This is a genomic window from Streptomyces sp. NPDC057438, from assembly GCF_042802995.1.
Lineage (GTDB): Bacteria > Actinomycetota > Actinomycetes > Streptomycetales > Streptomycetaceae > Streptomyces.
In genome coordinates, this window is sequence record NZ_JBHVDD010000006.1 from 1 (window position 1) to 15729 (window position 15729).

A 15729-nucleotide genomic window follows, 5' to 3' on the forward strand; every position below is an offset into this window, starting at 1 on the left:
AAGGCCACGGGCGGCCCCCGGGGCGTTCGCGCACCACGTCGACCACGATGGTCCCAGTCCCCCGACCGGAGTCACCGATGAGCCTTCGTCCTCTCAGCCAAGAACGGCGTTACACGGACCGTCTGGAGGAGTTCTCCGACCGCCACCACGTCGTCGTCGACCTGGTCCTGGCCCTGGCCCTGATGGGCTGCGCCACCCTCGGCAGCGCGCTCACCCTGCCGGGCGCGAGGCCGCCGGACCAGGACAAGGTCGGTATGGCGCTCATGGGCGTGTCGTGTCTCGCGCTGCTGAAGCACCGCGCCTACCCGCGCGTCACCCTCGTCGTGACCGCCGTCTGCACCTGCGTCGCCGTCGCGCTCGGCTATCTGCTCACCCCCCTGCTGCTGGCGCCGATCATGGCGTCGCTGTACTGGCTGGCCTCGCTCACCGACCGCCGGACCACCCGCGTCTACGGCTGCACCACCATCGCGGCGATGACCCTCGCCGCGGTGTTCTCGGACTCCATGGACCAGCTCTCGCTGGTGCTCAGGACCATCGGCCCCGCGTTCTGGCTGCTGCTGCCGCTCGCCGCGGGCCGGGGCACGCTGGCGCGGCAGGCCTATCTGAAGTCGGTGCAGTCCCGCGCCGAGCACGCCGAGCGCACCCGGGAGGAGGAGGCCCGTCTGCGGGTCACCGAGGAACGGATGCGCATCGCCCGTGACCTGCACGACGTGGTCGCCCACCATCTGGCCCTGGCCAACGCCCAGGCGGGCACCGCCGCGCACCTCACCCGTACGGACCCGGAGCAGGCCCACCGCATCCTCACCGACCTGACCGCCACCACCTCGGCGGCACTGCGCGAGCTGAAGGGCACGGTCGGGGTGCTGCGGAGGCCCGACGACCCCGAGGCGCCGCTGGCGCCCACCCCCGGGCTCGGCCGGCTCCCGGAGCTGACGGTCGCCTGCGAGTCCGCCGGTCTCACGGTCACCGTCGCCACGGAGGGCGTCCCCGGACCGCTCGACCCCGGAGTGGACCTGACCGCCTACCGGATCGTGCAGGAGGCCCTCACCAACGTCAGCAAGCACGCCGCGGTGGACGCGGCCCACATCCGCCTCGTCTACGAGGAGTCCCATCTGACGATCACAGTCACCGACGACGGCGCGCCCGGCCCCGGCGGCCCTCCGGGACCCGGCCGGGGCTTCGGGCTCATCGGCATGCGCGAGCGCGCCCAGTCCGTCGGCGGCTGCCTGAGCGCCGGCCGCCGTCCCGAGGGCGGCTTCGAGGTCACCACCGACCTCCCTCTGCGCCCCCGCGCCCGCACCCGCCCCGCCACTTTCGAACCGGACGCGGCAGCCACCCATGACCTGCGGAAGTAGAACTGCACCATGACCATTCGCGTCCTGCTCGCCGACGACCAGGCCCTGCTGCGGGCCACGTTCCGGATCCTCGTGGACTCCTGCCCGGACATGGAGGTGGTCGCCGAGGCCGCCGACGGTCAGGAGGCGGTCGACCTCGTCCGTGTCCATCGCCCCGACGTGGTCCTCATGGACATCCGGATGCCCGGCACCGACGGGCTCACGGCCACGTCCGTGATCTGCGCCGACGAGGAACTGGCCGACACCCGCGTCCTGATCCTCACGACCTTCGAGATCGACGAGTACGTGGCCCAGGCGCTGCGTTCCGGCGCCAGCGGCTTCCTGGGCAAGGACGTCACCGCCGATCTGCTCCTCGACGGCATCCGCACGGTGGCCGCGGGCGACACCCTGCTCTCCCCCGCCGCCACCCGCACGCTCATCACCCGTTTCCTCGCCGCCCCGGCCCCCGGCAGCCGCCTCACCACCCCCGACCGGCTGAGCACGCTCACCAGCCGCGAACGCGAGGTGATGTCCCTGGCGGCCGAGGGCAGTTCCAACGACGAGATCGCGGAGAAGCTGTACGTCAGCCCGCTGACGGTACGGACCCACGTGCACCGGGCGATGACGAAGCTGGGGGCCCGCGACCGGGCCCAACTGGTCGTCATGGCGTACCAGTCGGGCCTGGTGCGGGTCACCCCGCCGGAGTGAGGGGCCGCTGCGGCGGGTCTACTCCTTGTAGAACGTGGCGTCCTGCCGGTCGAGGGTCGTGCTGACCGGCTGGGTGTGGAGCAGGTTCTCGTAGTGCCGGATGTACCGGCCGGGGAAGTTGTACGACTCGTACGAGACCCCGGCCGCGGTGTCGGCGAGACCGGCCCGCTGGAAGAAGGAGGCGTCGGCGTCGAAGAGGGCCGTGCCGTCGTCCTTCTCCACCCACACCGCGTTGTTCTTGTGGCGGAGGTAGTAGCCGGGGAAGTTCGCCGACTCCAGCGAGACCGTGCCGCTGCCCGTCAGCCCGGTGACGATCCGGAACTGCGAGTCGGCCAGGTTGGTGACGTCGGCCTCCAGCTTGGCGCGGTACTCCCAGTGCCGGATGAACTTGTCCGGGTAGTTGAACGAGGACAACCGGACCGGGGTCGCGCCGTCGGCGACGGGGATGCCGAAGTTGGGTGTGCCGTCGGCGTTCCAATACAGCTTCTGGTAGCGGGTGCGGCGGTTGGGGTCGTTGAGCGGGTCGCCGTTGATGTCCTTGTAGTTGCGGTCGTGGTAGACGAGGACGTCGGACTTGCCGTCCTCGGACGTGGTGAAGGTGTTGTGGCCGGGGCCGTACTGGCCGGTCCGGTCGTTGCTCTTGAAGACCGGCGCCGAACCCTTCGCCCAGGAGGAGGGGTTCATCAGGTCCGCGGTCCCGGAGGCGGTCAGCAGGCCGAGGCAGTAGTTGGCGTCGGTGGCGCTGGCCGAGTAGCTCATGAAGACCTTGCCGTTGCGCTGGATCACGGCCGGGCCCTCGTTGACACGGTGGCCGACGGTCTCCCAGGAGTACTCCGGCTTGGAGATCATCACCGGACTGCCGCTGATGGTCCAGGGGTTGGACATCTTCGCCAGGTACAGGTTGGTGCCGCTGCCGACCGCGGGGTCGTTCTGGGCCCAGCTGAGGTAGCGGGTGGAGCCGACGGTGAAGGTGGTGGCGTCCAGCGAGAACGTGTCCAGGGGCAGCGAGATGCGCCCCTTCTCGGTCCAGGTTCCGGTCAGCGGGTTGGCCGCGCTGGTCTCCAGGACGTACGGGCGGATCTTCCAGATGTCGTTGGAGGCGCCGGCCGCGAAGTAGACGTACCACTTGCCGTCGATGAAGTGGATCTCCGGCGCCCAGATGTGGGCGCCCATGTCACCGCTGGCGTGCTTGGTCCAGATGGTGGTCTCCGCGGCCGTGGCGAGGCCCTGGAGGGTGGTGGACCGCCGCATCACGATCCTGTCGTACGCGGGGACGGTGGCCGTGAAGTAGTAGTAGCCGTCGGTGTGCTTGAAGATGTGCGGGTCGGCCCGCTGGGTGGCTATCGGGTTGGTGAAGGTGACGGCGGGGGACGCGGGGGCGGCCGCCTGAGCGGGGGTGGTCATGGTGGTGAGCACGGCGAACGCGGCCGCCGAGGCCACGAGGACCCGTCTGGCGAGATGTCTCATGGGTGTTCTCTCCTGGTTCAGGCGGTTCAGGCAGTCGTGGGGACGAGCCGCCACTGCTGGCAGTTGTTGTTCAGCCAGGACCACTGTCGTACGTCGGTGCCGTTGGCGGTGCCGCAGTCGGCGACGTCCATGACCTTGCCGGTGGAGGCGTTGACGATCCGGACGTAGTCGCCGCCGAGGTAGACCATGCGGAACTTCTGGCAGTTGTTGTTCAGCCACGACCACTGCCGGATGTCGGTGCCGTCGGCGCTCGCGCACTCCGCAACGTCGGCGACCTTGCCGGTGGCGACGTTCACGAGGCGGCTGGTGTCGTCGGCACGGTCCTCGATCCGCCACTTCTGGTTGGCCCCGCCGTTGCAGGTCCACTGGGCGATGTTGGTGCCGTCGGCCGTGCCACCGCCGGTGACGTCCAGACACTTACCGCTGTTGCGGTTGACGATCGTGTACGCGGTCGGCGTCGTCGCGGTCTCGCCGGAGGGGCCGGCGATGGTCGCTCCGAGGGCGACGGGGGTGCCGAAGTTCGGCGTGCCGTCCGCGTTCCAGGTGAACTTCTGGGCGCGGGTCGTACGGCCGTTGTCGCAGCCGTCGCTCGCGGCGTCGTTGGCGTGGTAGACGATCCAGTTCTCGGTGCCGTCGGGCGAGGTGAAGAACCCGTTGTGGCCGGGCGCGTACACGCTGTTGGCGTCGCTGCGCTGGAAGACCGGGGTCTGCTTCTTCGTCCAGGAGGAGGCGAGCAGCGGGTCGGAGCCGGTCAGCTCCAGCTGCCCGAGCTTGTAGTCGGGGCCCCAGCAGGCGCTCGCGGAGTAGACGAGGAAGGTGCGGCCGCCTCGGTACAGCGGCTCGGGGCCCTCGTTGACCTCACCGCTCTGTGTCTCCCAGCTCAGGGTCGGGCTGGAGATGACGGTGAAGGTGGAGGAGGCGAGGGTGTAGGGGTTGCTGAGCGGCGCGATGACGAGGCTCTGCTTGCTGCCGCCGGCCGAACCGCTGCCGAGCAGGTACAGCTTGCCGTCGTGCTTGAGCACGCTGGCGTCGATCAGCCAGCCGCCCGGGTTCAGGTTGGACCCGGCGAGCTGGTTCTTGAAGGTGTACGGCCCCATGGGGTCGGACCCGGCGCTCTCCAGTACGTACGTCCGCTGGTCGTCGCAGCAGGCGGAGGCGCGCGGCCCGGCGGAGTAGTAGAGGTACCACTTGCCGTCGAAGAAGTGGATCTCCGGGGCCCACATGTTCCAGTTGCGGGTGCTCGTGCTGTCCGACCACACCTGCACACTGGGCGCGGTGCTCAGCCCGGCCAGCGTGGGCGACTTCCGCATGGTCAGCTCACCGGTGAACGAGGTCGTCACCAGGTAGTAGTTGCCGTTGTAGTACTCCAGCCACGGGTCGGCGCCCTTCTGCGACTTGACCGGATTGGTGTACGGCTTGCCGTCGGCCGCGGCGGCGGGCGCGGCCGGCTGGACGGCGAGGAGTGACGCGAAGAGGGCCAGCAGCGCGGCCCCCAACGTCACCCAGTGACGGACTTGGATGCGGAACACGGCAAGTCCCTTCGGGGGCGGCTCGAGAGGGGGAGATTGTTCGATATTGCGAACGTTGTGCGTAACTTCGGCCAGAAGGTAAGGGTGAGACAGGAGAGACGTCAATGGATGCGACACGATGCGCCTGGATTTTGTGTCGACGGGCCCCTGGAGCCCTGCCCCTGGAATAGATCACGGAGGCCGACGGGTTGGCCCCTGCATGGTGAAACAGAACCTCGGTCGCTACGGCATCTGGAGCATCGGGCTGCGCTCGGAGGAACCCGCCCGGCGCGGCGAACTCGGCGAGGCCGCAGCCGAGTTGGAGGAGCTGGGCTTCGGCGCGATCTGGCTCGGCGGCAGCACGACCGTCCATCACGCCGTCCCGCTCGTCGAGGCGACGTCACACATCACCGTGGCCACCGGCATCCAGAGCATCTGGCAGCACGAGGCCGCCGACACGGCCGCACGCTTCGCCGAGCTGGAGGCCGCCCACCCCGGCCGTTTCCTCCTCGGCCTCGGTGTGAGCCACGCGAAGCTCGCGGAGCAGTACCGGCGCCCGTACGCGGCCATGGTCACCTACCTGGACGCCCTGGACGCGGCGGGGGTGCCCGCCGACCGCCGGGTCCTCGCCGCACTCGGCCCACGGATGCTCCGCCTCGCCCGCGACCGCACGGCCGGCACCCACCCGTACCTGGTGACGCCGGAGCACACGGCCGAGGCCCGGGAGGCACTCGGCGAGGACTCGCTCCTGGCCCCCGAGCTGAAGGTGGTCCTGGAGCCCGACGCGGACCGCGCCCGGACGATCGCCCGCGCCCACCTGGCCTTCTACCTGACCCTCCCGAACTACACGAACACCTTCCTCCGCCTCGGTTTCACCGAGGCGGACCTGGCGGACGGCGGCAGCGACCGGCTGGTCGACGCGGTGTACGCGTGGGGCGAGGACGACCGGATCCGGGCGCGGGTGGACGAGTTCCACAGGGCGGGGGCGGACCATGTGGCGCTGCAGGTGCTGGAGGAGGGGGCAGGGGATGCACTGCCCCGGAAGGCGTGGGGGCGGTTGGCGGAGGTGGTCGGGGTGCGCGGCTGAGGGGCTGGCTGAGGGGCTGAGGCCGTCCGACGGCGCGAAGCTGGGTCGGACGGCTCAGCGGCTCAGCGGCTCAGCGGCTCAGCGCAGGGTGCGGACGAACACGTCCCCGATCAGGTTCGTGTCCTCGGGCACGAGGCCGGGGTGGTAGGAGTCGAAGACGACCGTGGACTCGTCCGTGCTCAGCGCCGCCTTCCCCACGGTGAGGGGTCTGCCGTCCTGCCCCGGCGACAGCAGCTCCTCCTGCCCGGTGCACAGGTCGCGCAGGATCAGCCCGAGCGAGGTGCGGTTCGCGTCCGCCGTGTTCAGCAGCAGCTTCGAGCCGTCGCGGGACAGGTCCGAGACGAGGGTGAGATCGGCGGGGGCATGGCCGTCGTACCGCTTGAGCGTGCCGGTGCGCAGGTCGCGGACGAAGGCGTTCCAGCCGTCGTTGGTGTCGGGCTTCGGGACCAGGTTGGTGGCCATCGAGGTGAAGGCGACCTTGGAGCCGTCGGCGCTCAGCACCGGGGCGATGGACGAGGTGCTGGCCGCCGCCCCGTCATGGGTGACATCGGCCTGCACGGTACGTCCGGTCCTGCGGTCGTAGACGACGATGTCGCCCTGGTCGTCGGGGGCCGGCCCGGAGTAGCCCTCCAGATAGGCGACCTTGCGCCCGTCCGCGCTGAGGGAGATCTGGTCGCACCGATGGAAGTTCTTGGACCCGTCCGATTCCCGACTGACCCGCCGCACCGCGCCCGTCTTCCGGTCGAGCAGCATGACCCGGCAGGAGAAGGCCCCGTTCGGGTCGGGGGCGGGCCGGGCGACGAAGGCGACGTACCGTCCGTCGGCGCTGATCGGCGCGATGCCGTACGAGGCCAGGTAGCCGTCGCCCAGGGCGGGCGCCAGCCGCTCGACGCTGCCGTCGCTCAGGTCCATGACGTGCACGGAGGACGTGGCGGTCGTGGCCGCGTACGAGCCGAAGGTCAGATACCGCCCGGAGTCGGACAGTTGAGGTGTCGAGGTCGTCTCCCCCGGCACCACGACGCGCCGCAACGGCTCCCCGGGCCCGGTCCGGTAGTACACGCTGTTGCGCACGTCCGTGCCGGGCCCCAGGTTGGTCGCGGACGACGTGAAGGCGACGACGCGCCCGTCCGCGCTGACGACGGGGTCGGTGGAGTGGTGGTTGCCGCCGGTGGTGCCGTCGGCTGCGACGCTGATCCGCTCGGTCCTCGGCGCGAGGCTCGGCGCCTCGTCCGCGCCGTCGGCCTGCGCGGGCAGGACGGGAGTCACGACGGCCGCCAGCAGAACGGCGTTCACGAGCACGCGTAAGGAAGGTCTCATCAACTCGACTCCCCGTTTCGTCAGGGCGACCCCCGGCCGCCCCTCGCACCCCGCCGCCCCGGCCCTGCGCACAGGACTCACGAGAGTGGTGCAGGCGATGAAAGCGTGTGCCCGGCCAGGGGTCAATGGATGGAACCACCTTTGAACTACCTTGCGGGGGTGGACCCTTTCGCACACTCCTGGGCAGCGCTGCGCACGGCGGTCGCCGACCTCACGGACGAGGACTTCGAACAGCCCTCGGGCTGCGCGGGCTGGCTGGTGAGGGACCTCGTCTGCCACCTGGTCATCGACGCGCAGGACGTCCTGATCACCCTGGCGACCCCGGCGGACGGGACCCCCACAGCCGATGCGACGACGTACTGGCACGTCACGAACGACCCGCCTGCCGCCGAGGACCCTCTGTCGGCACTGACGGTCCGCCTGGCGGCGGCGTACGAGGACCCGGCCCTCCTGAAGTTCCATCTGGACGACGTGGGCTCCGCTGCCGCCCGCGCGGCCGAACTCGCCACCCCCACGACCCGGGTGACCACCCAGGGCCAGATCCTCACGGTCGAGGACTACCTCACGGCGTACGTCCTGGAATGGACCCTCCACCACCTGGACCTGACGGCCCACCTCGCGAAGGCCCCAGAACCGCCCCCGCAGGGCCTGGCCCACTCCCGCACGGCACTGGAGAGGATCGCGGGGGCGGCGTTCCCGGGCTCGTTCACGGACAGGGACGCGCTGCTGGCCGGGACGGGGCGGAGGAAAGCGACGGACGCCGAGCTGACCGAACTGGGCACCCTGGCGGCGAGGTTGCCCCTCGTTCTGGGCTGAGCCGGCGCCCAGTGCCACGAAACACGCCCCATCGTGGCCGGGTGCTCACATGTCGTGCTCGTCCAGCAGCCGTATCAGGTTCCGTTTGCGCCGCTGGGAGGCGCGGAGAGCTGTGACATGTGCCGTGAACTCGTCCGGTGTCCCCAGACGGCGGTGGCAGTCACGGATGCCCAGCAGCAGGCCGACGAGGCGTTCATAGACCGCGTTGCCGGTCTGTACCGTCAGCGGTTCGGCGAGGCGGAGGTAGACATCGAGGGCGTCGGCGGGGCGGTCGGGGCGAACCCGGTCGGCGAGGGTGAGCCACTGGTCGTCGTGGGCGCCGGTCTCGACCGCGGCCTGCCAGGCGGCCGAGGCGTCCTGGTCGTCGAGCAGTGCGTCGATCAGCACCGGGCCGACGTGCAGGCCCTGTCGGCGTGCCGCCGCATCGTTGCGCGGCAGGGCCAGCGCGGACGCGCGCTCGGCCGGCCAGCGGTCGGCGGCCCGCGCCGTGGCGCGCAGCTGCTGGTACGCGAGCAGGGAACGGCGGGCGCCGAAGTGGTCGCGGCGCAGGGCGACCGCGTCAAGGAGCCGGTCCGCCTCCGCGTAGCGTGCGCAGAGGTGGTCGACGAGGGCGGTGTCGACGACGCCGAGGTCCGGGGCCCCACCGAGCGTACGGATCGGGAACGTGTGGTGGAGCCGGAAGCGCCACGACCGACGGGGCCCAGGCGTCTGAGCCTTGACGTGACGGGGAGCAGTTGGGGCGAGCATGAGACGAGACACGGACCTGAAACGGCCTTGGCAGCTTCTCCGGCTCAACCGTCGTACTGAAAACGCTCCGCCTCCCCGAGCACCGAGCGGGCGCTCTCGAAGTCGGCCAGGCGTGCCGCCACCGTGGCCACGGCGAGGCGTTCCGGGAGGGCGGCGGAGAACTTCAGGCCGCGTACGGCCCTGGCGTCCACGTCGGGCAGGACGAGGTTCTCGCCGACGCTCTCACGGGCCGTTCGCCAGGCAGCCGGGGTGAGGTTCTCGCGCAGGCGCAGCCAGCTGTCGGTGGGCCGTTGCAGGGGGTCTGTGACCGACGGGAGTGTGGCTGCCAATGTGGCGTTGGCACGGTAACCGGCCCAGGTCCACCAACGAATGTCGGCGCCGACGCGTGTGATCAACGTGCCGCCAGGATGCACGGTGTCGGGTGCATCGGTCTCGCGCTGCTCAGCCAGGCACCCCTCCGCCCGCCGCGTGAGGGAAACGGGAGGGCTCGCGCCGAGCAGCACCTCGCGCATGGCACGCGTCAGAGCGTACGACAGTCCGGCGACGCCGCCGTTCATCCACTTGGCGATGCCTCCGCCGTCGGCCGGCTCGACGAAGACGCGCTTGCGCAACCAGTCGATGTACGTGACCTGCCAGCTGCGTCCGCCGAGGAGCAGCCTCCGGGGGCCTGGGCGTTCCTCGGTGAGCACGCTCGGGTCGGTGCGACCGATCTCTGTGCGTCCGGACAGGACGGTGAACTGCGGAGGTGCGGTGAATGAGGCGGTGAGTTCGATGAAGTGCCTCTTGCCGAAGCGGCGTTCCGCCTCGGAGCCGACGAACAGCATTCCGCCGTCGCTGTCGAGAAAGCCCTCTTCGGTCAGGAAGCGCAGGATGGGGGCAGCCGATTCGTCGAAGGGGGCGAGGCCGTTCCACTGCCGATCCCACATCCGGTCGCCGAGCTTGTGCTGTTGCAGGGTGACGGCAAGCAGTTGCTGGGCCACCAGGTGACGCGGCTCCGGCGGAGGGACCACTGGTTCCACCCAGCCCCGCGACCACAACAGCAACAGGCCCGCCGCCTGCAGCAGTGTGTCCTTGCAGGTGGTGAGGAACAGACAGTTCCGCACGGTCCCGGCACGCCGACCGGTACGGCCGATGCGCTGCAGGAAAGAGGCGACGGAGGCAGGTGAGTCAACCTGGATCACGCGGTCCAGGTCACCGACATCGATGCCCAGCTCGAGGGTCGACGTGGACACGATGACGCAGTCGCGTGCCTCGGCGAACGCCTGCTCGGAACGGGTGCGTTCATCGACGGAGAGCGAGGCGTGGGACAGGAAGACGGTCACCTCGCGCGCGCGGAGCTCCGCGCCCAGCTCCTCGACCTGACGGCGTGAGTCGCAGAAGACAAGCCGCTTCTCCCCTCGGTGCAGCGCAGCGATGAGTTTGGCCGCGTTGTCGAGGGAGCCGACGTAATCGAGTTCCACTTCGCCCGCGGGCCTGTGGGATGGTTCGGGGCTCGCTTGGGCGCCGTGCCGGCTGCCGACCGTGGTGGGCAGGTGCACTCCGGGCGCAACCACCTGACCAGTGCGGCGGCCGACACCCGCTCCTTGCAGCCAGTGCAGCAGTTCGGCCGGGTTACCGACGGTCGCCGAGAGCCCGACGCGCTGGATGGGCCGTCCGGTGACCCGCTCCAGCCGTTCGAGCACGGCGAGCAGGTGCCATCCTCGGTCGTCCCCTGCGAACGCGTGCACTTCGTCGACTACGACGGCGCGCACGCTCCCCAACAGGCGTGCGTGGTCGGTCTTGACGCCGATCAGCATCGCTTCGAGCGACTCGGGCGTGGTCAGCAGGATGTCCGGCGCCTCAGCCCGAATGCGCTGGCGTTGCGATTCCTTGGTGTCGCCGTGCCAGAGCGCGGCCCGCCTCCCCAGCCACTGGGCATAGGAGTCGACGCGGACGACGAGGTTGTTGAGGAGTGCCTTGAGCGGGCACAGGTACAGCACGGACGTGCCGGTCCATTTCTGCTCGGCCATCGCCGACAACAGAGGGAAGCAGGCCGCCTCGGTCTTACCTCCCGCCGTCGGAGCCAGCAGTACGGCGTCCTGTCCCCCCATGAGCGGTGTGATCGCCGCGCGCTGCAGAGGGCGCAGATCGGGCCAGCCGAGGGTGTTGACGATGTGATGCAGGACGACGGGGTCGAGTCGGTCCAGTACATCGGCGTCCTCGTCACCTGGGCCTTTCCCCGCTGGAGCTCCGGCGTCCGCCATCACAGCTCCAAGTCGATGTCATCGGCCGACGCGGAGCCACCGGACATGGTGGCGGCCAGGTTCCGCTCGACGTCGGTGAGTTCGCTGTCGGCGACGGTGAGCCGGTAGTGCTTCCGTGGGTCGAAGTCGTCGAACTGGTCCACGCGGTCGAGCACGTCCCCGACGAGTTTCTTCAGGAACAGCCGGGGAGCCACTCCGACCTTCCCGCCCAGCGCTCCGCCGACAGCTAGCGCGAGGTCGGCGACGTACGCGTCGTCGACGACTTTTCGTACCCGTTCAGGCATTTCTGCGGCATCGGCGTACAGGTCACGGATGGTGAGGCCGAGTCCGACCAGGGACTCCTGGTTGAAGCCGGGGAGCCTGATCTGTACGGCACGAGGGTTGTCGAAGCGCGGGTCGGTGGTGAAGTCGGTGGCCAGCCGCTGAGCGAGCGGGGCCAGGCGCTGCACGCCCTGCTGACCGTCGTAGAAGGCCGGGGTGCCCGTGATGACCAGGTAGAGGCCGGGGAAGCGGCCCGAGTGCACCTCGTCGATGAGCTGCCGGAGCGCGTTGAGTGCCTTGTCGCGGGCGTCCGACCGGACCCGCTGCAGCGTCTCCACCTCGTCGAGGACCACGAACAGCCCCGTGTGCCCGGAGTCTCGCAGCACGGTGAGGAGCCCCTGCAGGAACCCGAGCGCGCCGAAGTGGTCAAGGTCGCCACGTACCCCGGCAGATCGACGGGCGGAGACCGCCACGTGCGGTTGCCCGCCGAGCCACGCCAGGACGGCCGCGGCGGTCGCCTCGTCGCCGCCTGCCAGAGCGGCCCGATAACCACGCAGGGCGGTGGCGAACGACGGGGCGTGCCGGGAGACCTCGGCGAGCCGGGCGCCCAGCAGCTTCTCCACCTCGCTCGAAAGCGCCTGCTCGGTCGCACCCGCCGCGAGCGCGTCCTCCTCCAAGGCGTAGAACCAGGCGTCCACCACGGGCCGCAGAGCACTGGGCGGGAAACTGGAGGTGGTGAGCCGTTCGGTGAGCCGCCGGTAGACCGTCTCCAGCCTGTGCAGTGGTGTCTCGTTCTCCGAGATCTGGATCTCGGCCACGGCGAAGTTGCGGCGCTTGGCCCGCTCCCCCAGCCAGCGGGTGAAGAACGTCTTGCCGGACCCGTACTCGCCCCGCACGGCCTTGAACACGGACCCGCCCGACGCCACCGAGTCCAGTTCCGCGTCCAGGGCCGCTTCGAACCGGTCGAGTCCGGTGGCCAGCAAGTCGAGGCCGCTGTCGGGCACGGCACCGCGTCGCAGCGCGTCGATGACGGTACGGCGGCGGGCGGCGCTCACCTGGGCGGGGCGCTGGGATCCGGTGGTGCTCACAGGGGCCAGTCTTCCATTTCCACGGGCACGCCCGTACGGGGCAGGAGGCAGCCGTCGACCGGCCCGCGCTTCGCTCGGCAACCGTGACCAGGCACCCCCACTTCGTCGAATCGGTTGACGGTCACTCGGAGACGCTGCTGAAATCACTCTCCGTACATACACCTGGGTAGGAGTGGGACGAACGTGGCGGCACTCGACAATGTGAAACTGAAGGACGTTCTCGCGGACGTGGCATCGGGCTCCTTACAGTTGCCCGACTTCCAGCGGAACTGGAAGTGGGACGACGACCGGATCCGCGCCATCATCGCGACCGTGACGCTGGACTATCCGCTCGGCGTGGTGATGACGTTGCAGACCGGCGGCGCCACCCGCTTCCGCTCCCGCACGCTCACCGGAGCACGCCCGGACGGGGATCCGGCCGCGGACCTTCTCCTGCTGGACGGGCAGCAGCGCCTCACGTCCTTGTTCCAGGCCCTGTGGATGGATGCCCCCGTGGAGACCGCGGATGCCCGCGGTAAGCCCATCGAGCGGTGGTACTACGTCGACATCGCGAAGGCCGTCGGCCCGTCCGCCGACCGCGACGAAGCCATCCTGTCCGTCCCGGCGGACAAGGTGCTCCGCACCGACTTCAACCGCACGGTGGTGCTGGACCTGAGCACCACCGAGGACGAGTGCGCGGCCGGCCTCTTCCCTCTGCACCTCGTCTTCGACGCCCAGCGCGTGAACCAGTGGAAGAAGGCGTACATCAAGGCGGACGAAGACCGGAACTGGGACCTGTGGGGCCAGTTCGACGAGTCGGTCCTCCAGCAGATCCGTGCCTTCCAGGTTCCGATGATCCGGTTGGCCGCCACCACCTCCATGGACGCCGTCTGCGCGGTGTTCGAGCGGGTCAACACGGGCGGAGTGCCCCTGAACGTCTTCGAACTGCTCACCGCGACCTACGCCGGGGACCGCGAGCATGTGGACCGGACCGGGGACTACTACCAGCTCCCCAAGGTGTGGCGGGAGATCAAGCAGGGGCTGGCGGCCAAGTACCCGGTCTTCGGCCGTCTGGGCAACGGCATCGAGAACGGGCTGAGCAGCATCGACTTCCTGCAGGCCATCGCCCTGGTGCGCACCTGGGAACGGAAGCAGGCGGGCACCGGGGCGACGGTGTCGTGCAAGCGCCGTGATCTGCTGGACCTCCCGCTGGCTGACTTCGTCCGGCTGGCGCCGAAACTCGCGGACGCCTTCGCCTGGGTGGGCGATTTCCTGGAACGGCAGTGCATCGTCCGCCCGAACGATCTGCCGTACAAGACACAGCTCGTTCCGCTCGCGGCCGTCCGCGCCATCCTCGACACGGCGCTGGACGGCCTCGGCGCGGAGGAGAAGACCGAGCAGTGGTACTGGTGCGGAGTCCTCGGGGAGATGTACGGCGGCTCCACCGAGACCCGCTTCACCCGTGACGTCGAGCAACTCGTCCCCTGGATCGCGCAGGACGACCGAGCACCCGACACCGTCACGGACGCGTTCTTCTTCGCCGACCGCCTCGACAGCCTCACCACCCGCAACAGCGCCGCCTACAAGGGCATCTACGCCCTGCTGATCAAGCAGGGGGCGGTGGATTGGCACCACACGGACAGCCCGCTCAAGCCCGGCAGGCTGGACGAGTACAGCGTGGACGTCCGGCAGATCTTCCCCAAAACCTGGTTCCGGCGGGGCAACAGCCAAGACCTGCCCACGAACTCCATCGTGAACAAGACCCCTCTGTCCTACCGCGCGGCGATGGACATGACCGGGGCACCGGCGTCCTACCTGTCGACGATGGTCGCCGCCTCCGACATGCGCCCCGAGTGGTTCGACGACGTCCTCGCCACCCACCTCATCGATCCGGAAGCACTCCGCGACAACGACTACGAACGGTTCTACAACGACCGTTCCAAGCAGTTGCAGGATCTCGTGCACGCCGCCATGGGCAAGAGGACCATGCTCCGTGACCTCGCGGAGGGCGACGCCCGATGACGATCACTCCGAGCGGGCAGGACCTCGCCGCGCTCAAGGGCAGGACCGTGCCCGTGCAGGACATTCTGGACCTGTTCCAGGTCAGGGTCCGTGACCACCGGACGGTGCACCGCATCTCGCAGGCACTCACAGACGCCGGGCTGACGACGCTGCCGGACTTCGCCGTCTGCGGCCAGCGCAGCAACGTCGATGTGGTGCCACTCGCGTCGATCCCCGCGCAGGCCACGCCCGCGGACGCCGAGGAGGACGAGACAGAGGAAGCTCTGCCCTCGGCCGCTCTTCCGCAGCGTCTGCTGCTCGGGGACATCCCGTCGGCGCGGCGCGGCCTGGTGTCCGTCGGTCCCGGTACGCCCCTGGCGCAGACCACGTTCCTGATGCGCACGAAGGGCCTCGCCCAGGTCCCGGTGACCACCGGCATGGCGCAGGTCCACGGGGTGGTCACCTGGGGGTCCGTCGCCAAGATGTACGAGGCGGGCAAGCAGCCGACACTGGACAACGCGATGGAGAAGGACTCTTTTCCGGTCGCCGACACCCGCCAGGAGTTCTTCTCCGCCCTGCCGGTCATCCGCGAACACGGGTATCTCCTGGTCCGAGGCGACGACGGCTGTCTCTCGGGCATCGTCACCGCCGCGGACGTCACGGACCGCTTCGAGGGCGCGGCACGGCCGTTCTTCATCGTGGGGGAGATCGAGTCCCTGCTGCGCCGCTGCCTGGGCGCGGCGCTGGACGAGGAAACCATCAAGGCCGTTCAGACGAACAAGAAGGCCGAGCACCGCACCGGCCAGGTCTCCGACCTCATGTTCGGTGACTATCTGAGGCTCCTTGACGGCGACCAGACGAAGACCGCGCTGGCCGAACGCGCCGACGCCAACTGGGAAGCCCTGAAGTGGCCCAACATGCCCAGGGAACAGTTCATCGGCCGCCTGGAACGAGTGAAGGACATCCGCAACCGGATCGCCCACTTCGACGAGAAGCCGCTTCCGCAGGAGCTGCTCGACGAGCTGACGACCTTCGCGAAGGTGCTACGGGCATTCGTGTCCTGAGGCAGCGGGTGGCGGTCTCGGAAGGTGAGCGGCAGGTTGGACCGGCAAGAGGTGATAAGTGCCCGTCTCGCCCAGGACTTGTCCGGCCGATCATGTCGCGGAGGTTTGG

At 69.6% G+C, this 15729-nt stretch carries 11 protein-coding genes and 1 pseudogene; 6 read left to right on the forward strand and 6 right to left on the reverse strand.

What is annotated here, in order from left to right; all coding sequences use genetic code 11:
- Window positions 1–77 precede the first annotated feature (77 nt).
- Together ACFU5F_RS05825 and ACFU5F_RS05830 are read left to right on the forward strand one after the other, a co-directional pair.
- Entirely contained in the window at window positions 78–1355 is a 1278-nt protein-coding gene (locus ACFU5F_RS05825) for a sensor histidine kinase (protein WP_383882488.1), read from the forward strand.
- A 9-nt stretch (window positions 1356–1364) separates the two neighbouring features.
- Window positions 1365–2042, forward strand: a complete 678-nt coding sequence (locus tag ACFU5F_RS05830) for a response regulator (protein ID WP_383882491.1) — start codon at window positions 1365–1367, stop codon at window positions 2040–2042.
- A gap of 18 nt (window positions 2043–2060) precedes the next feature.
- Here ACFU5F_RS05830 and ACFU5F_RS05835 read toward each other — a convergent pair whose 3' ends face one another.
- Both ACFU5F_RS05835 and ACFU5F_RS05840 read right to left on the reverse strand, forming a co-directional pair.
- Window positions 2061–3509: a family 43 glycosylhydrolase gene (locus ACFU5F_RS05835; RefSeq protein WP_383882494.1), complete on the reverse strand. Its 1449-nt coding sequence runs from the start codon at window positions 3507–3509 to the stop codon at window positions 2061–2063.
- 26 nt (window positions 3510–3535) lie between these two features.
- Window positions 3536–5038, reverse strand: coding sequence for a family 43 glycosylhydrolase (locus tag ACFU5F_RS05840; RefSeq protein ID WP_383882497.1), 1503 nt, complete (start codon window positions 5036–5038; stop codon window positions 3536–3538).
- A 199-nt stretch (window positions 5039–5237) separates the two neighbouring features.
- Between ACFU5F_RS05840 and ACFU5F_RS05845 the strand changes: the two genes are divergently transcribed.
- On the forward strand, window positions 5238–6104 hold the full coding sequence (locus ACFU5F_RS05845) for an LLM class F420-dependent oxidoreductase (RefSeq protein WP_383882499.1): 867 nt from the start codon (window positions 5238–5240) through the stop codon (window positions 6102–6104).
- Between the two features lie 78 nt (window positions 6105–6182).
- Here ACFU5F_RS05845 and ACFU5F_RS05850 read toward each other — a convergent pair whose 3' ends face one another.
- Entirely contained in the window at window positions 6183–7421 is a 1239-nt protein-coding gene (locus ACFU5F_RS05850; RefSeq protein ID WP_383882502.1) for a TolB family protein, read from the reverse strand.
- Between the two features lie 159 nt (window positions 7422–7580).
- Here ACFU5F_RS05850 and ACFU5F_RS05855 point away from each other — a divergent pair, with 159 nt between their 5' ends.
- Entirely contained in the window at window positions 7581–8237 is a 657-nt protein-coding gene (locus tag ACFU5F_RS05855; protein ID WP_383882504.1) for a maleylpyruvate isomerase N-terminal domain-containing protein, read from the forward strand.
- Window positions 8238–8282: 45 nt separating this feature from the next.
- Here the strand turns inward: ACFU5F_RS05855 and ACFU5F_RS05860 are convergent.
- The 3 genes and pseudogenes from ACFU5F_RS05860 to brxD all read right to left on the reverse strand — a co-directional run.
- Window positions 8283–8876, reverse strand: a pseudogene (locus tag ACFU5F_RS05860) (hypothetical protein); the annotation flags it as partial.
- Window positions 8877–9028: 152 nt separating this feature from the next.
- The gene (locus ACFU5F_RS05865) at window positions 9029–11227 is read right to left on the reverse strand and encodes a DEAD/DEAH box helicase (RefSeq protein WP_383882507.1); all 2199 of its coding nucleotides are present in this window, start codon (window positions 11225–11227) and stop codon (window positions 9029–9031) included.
- On the reverse strand, window positions 11227–12576 hold the full coding sequence (brxD, locus tag ACFU5F_RS05870) for a BREX system ATP-binding protein BrxD (protein ID WP_383882510.1): 1350 nt from the start codon (window positions 12574–12576) through the stop codon (window positions 11227–11229). Before brxD ends, ACFU5F_RS05865 begins: the two co-directional genes overlap by 1 nt.
- Window positions 12577–12759: 183 nt before the next feature.
- Here brxD and ACFU5F_RS05875 point away from each other — a divergent pair, with 183 nt between their 5' ends.
- Both ACFU5F_RS05875 and ACFU5F_RS05880 read left to right on the forward strand, forming a co-directional pair.
- Window positions 12760–14577 (forward strand): DUF262 domain-containing protein, encoded by a 1818-nt coding sequence (locus ACFU5F_RS05875; protein WP_383882513.1) that lies wholly within the window; start codon window positions 12760–12762, stop codon window positions 14575–14577.
- The gene (locus ACFU5F_RS05880; RefSeq protein WP_383882515.1) at window positions 14574–15620 is read left to right on the forward strand and encodes a CBS domain-containing protein; all 1047 of its coding nucleotides are present in this window, start codon (window positions 14574–14576) and stop codon (window positions 15618–15620) included. The genes ACFU5F_RS05875 and ACFU5F_RS05880 overlap by 4 nt, the downstream gene beginning before the upstream one ends.
- The last annotated feature ends 109 nt before the right edge of the window (window positions 15621–15729 follow it).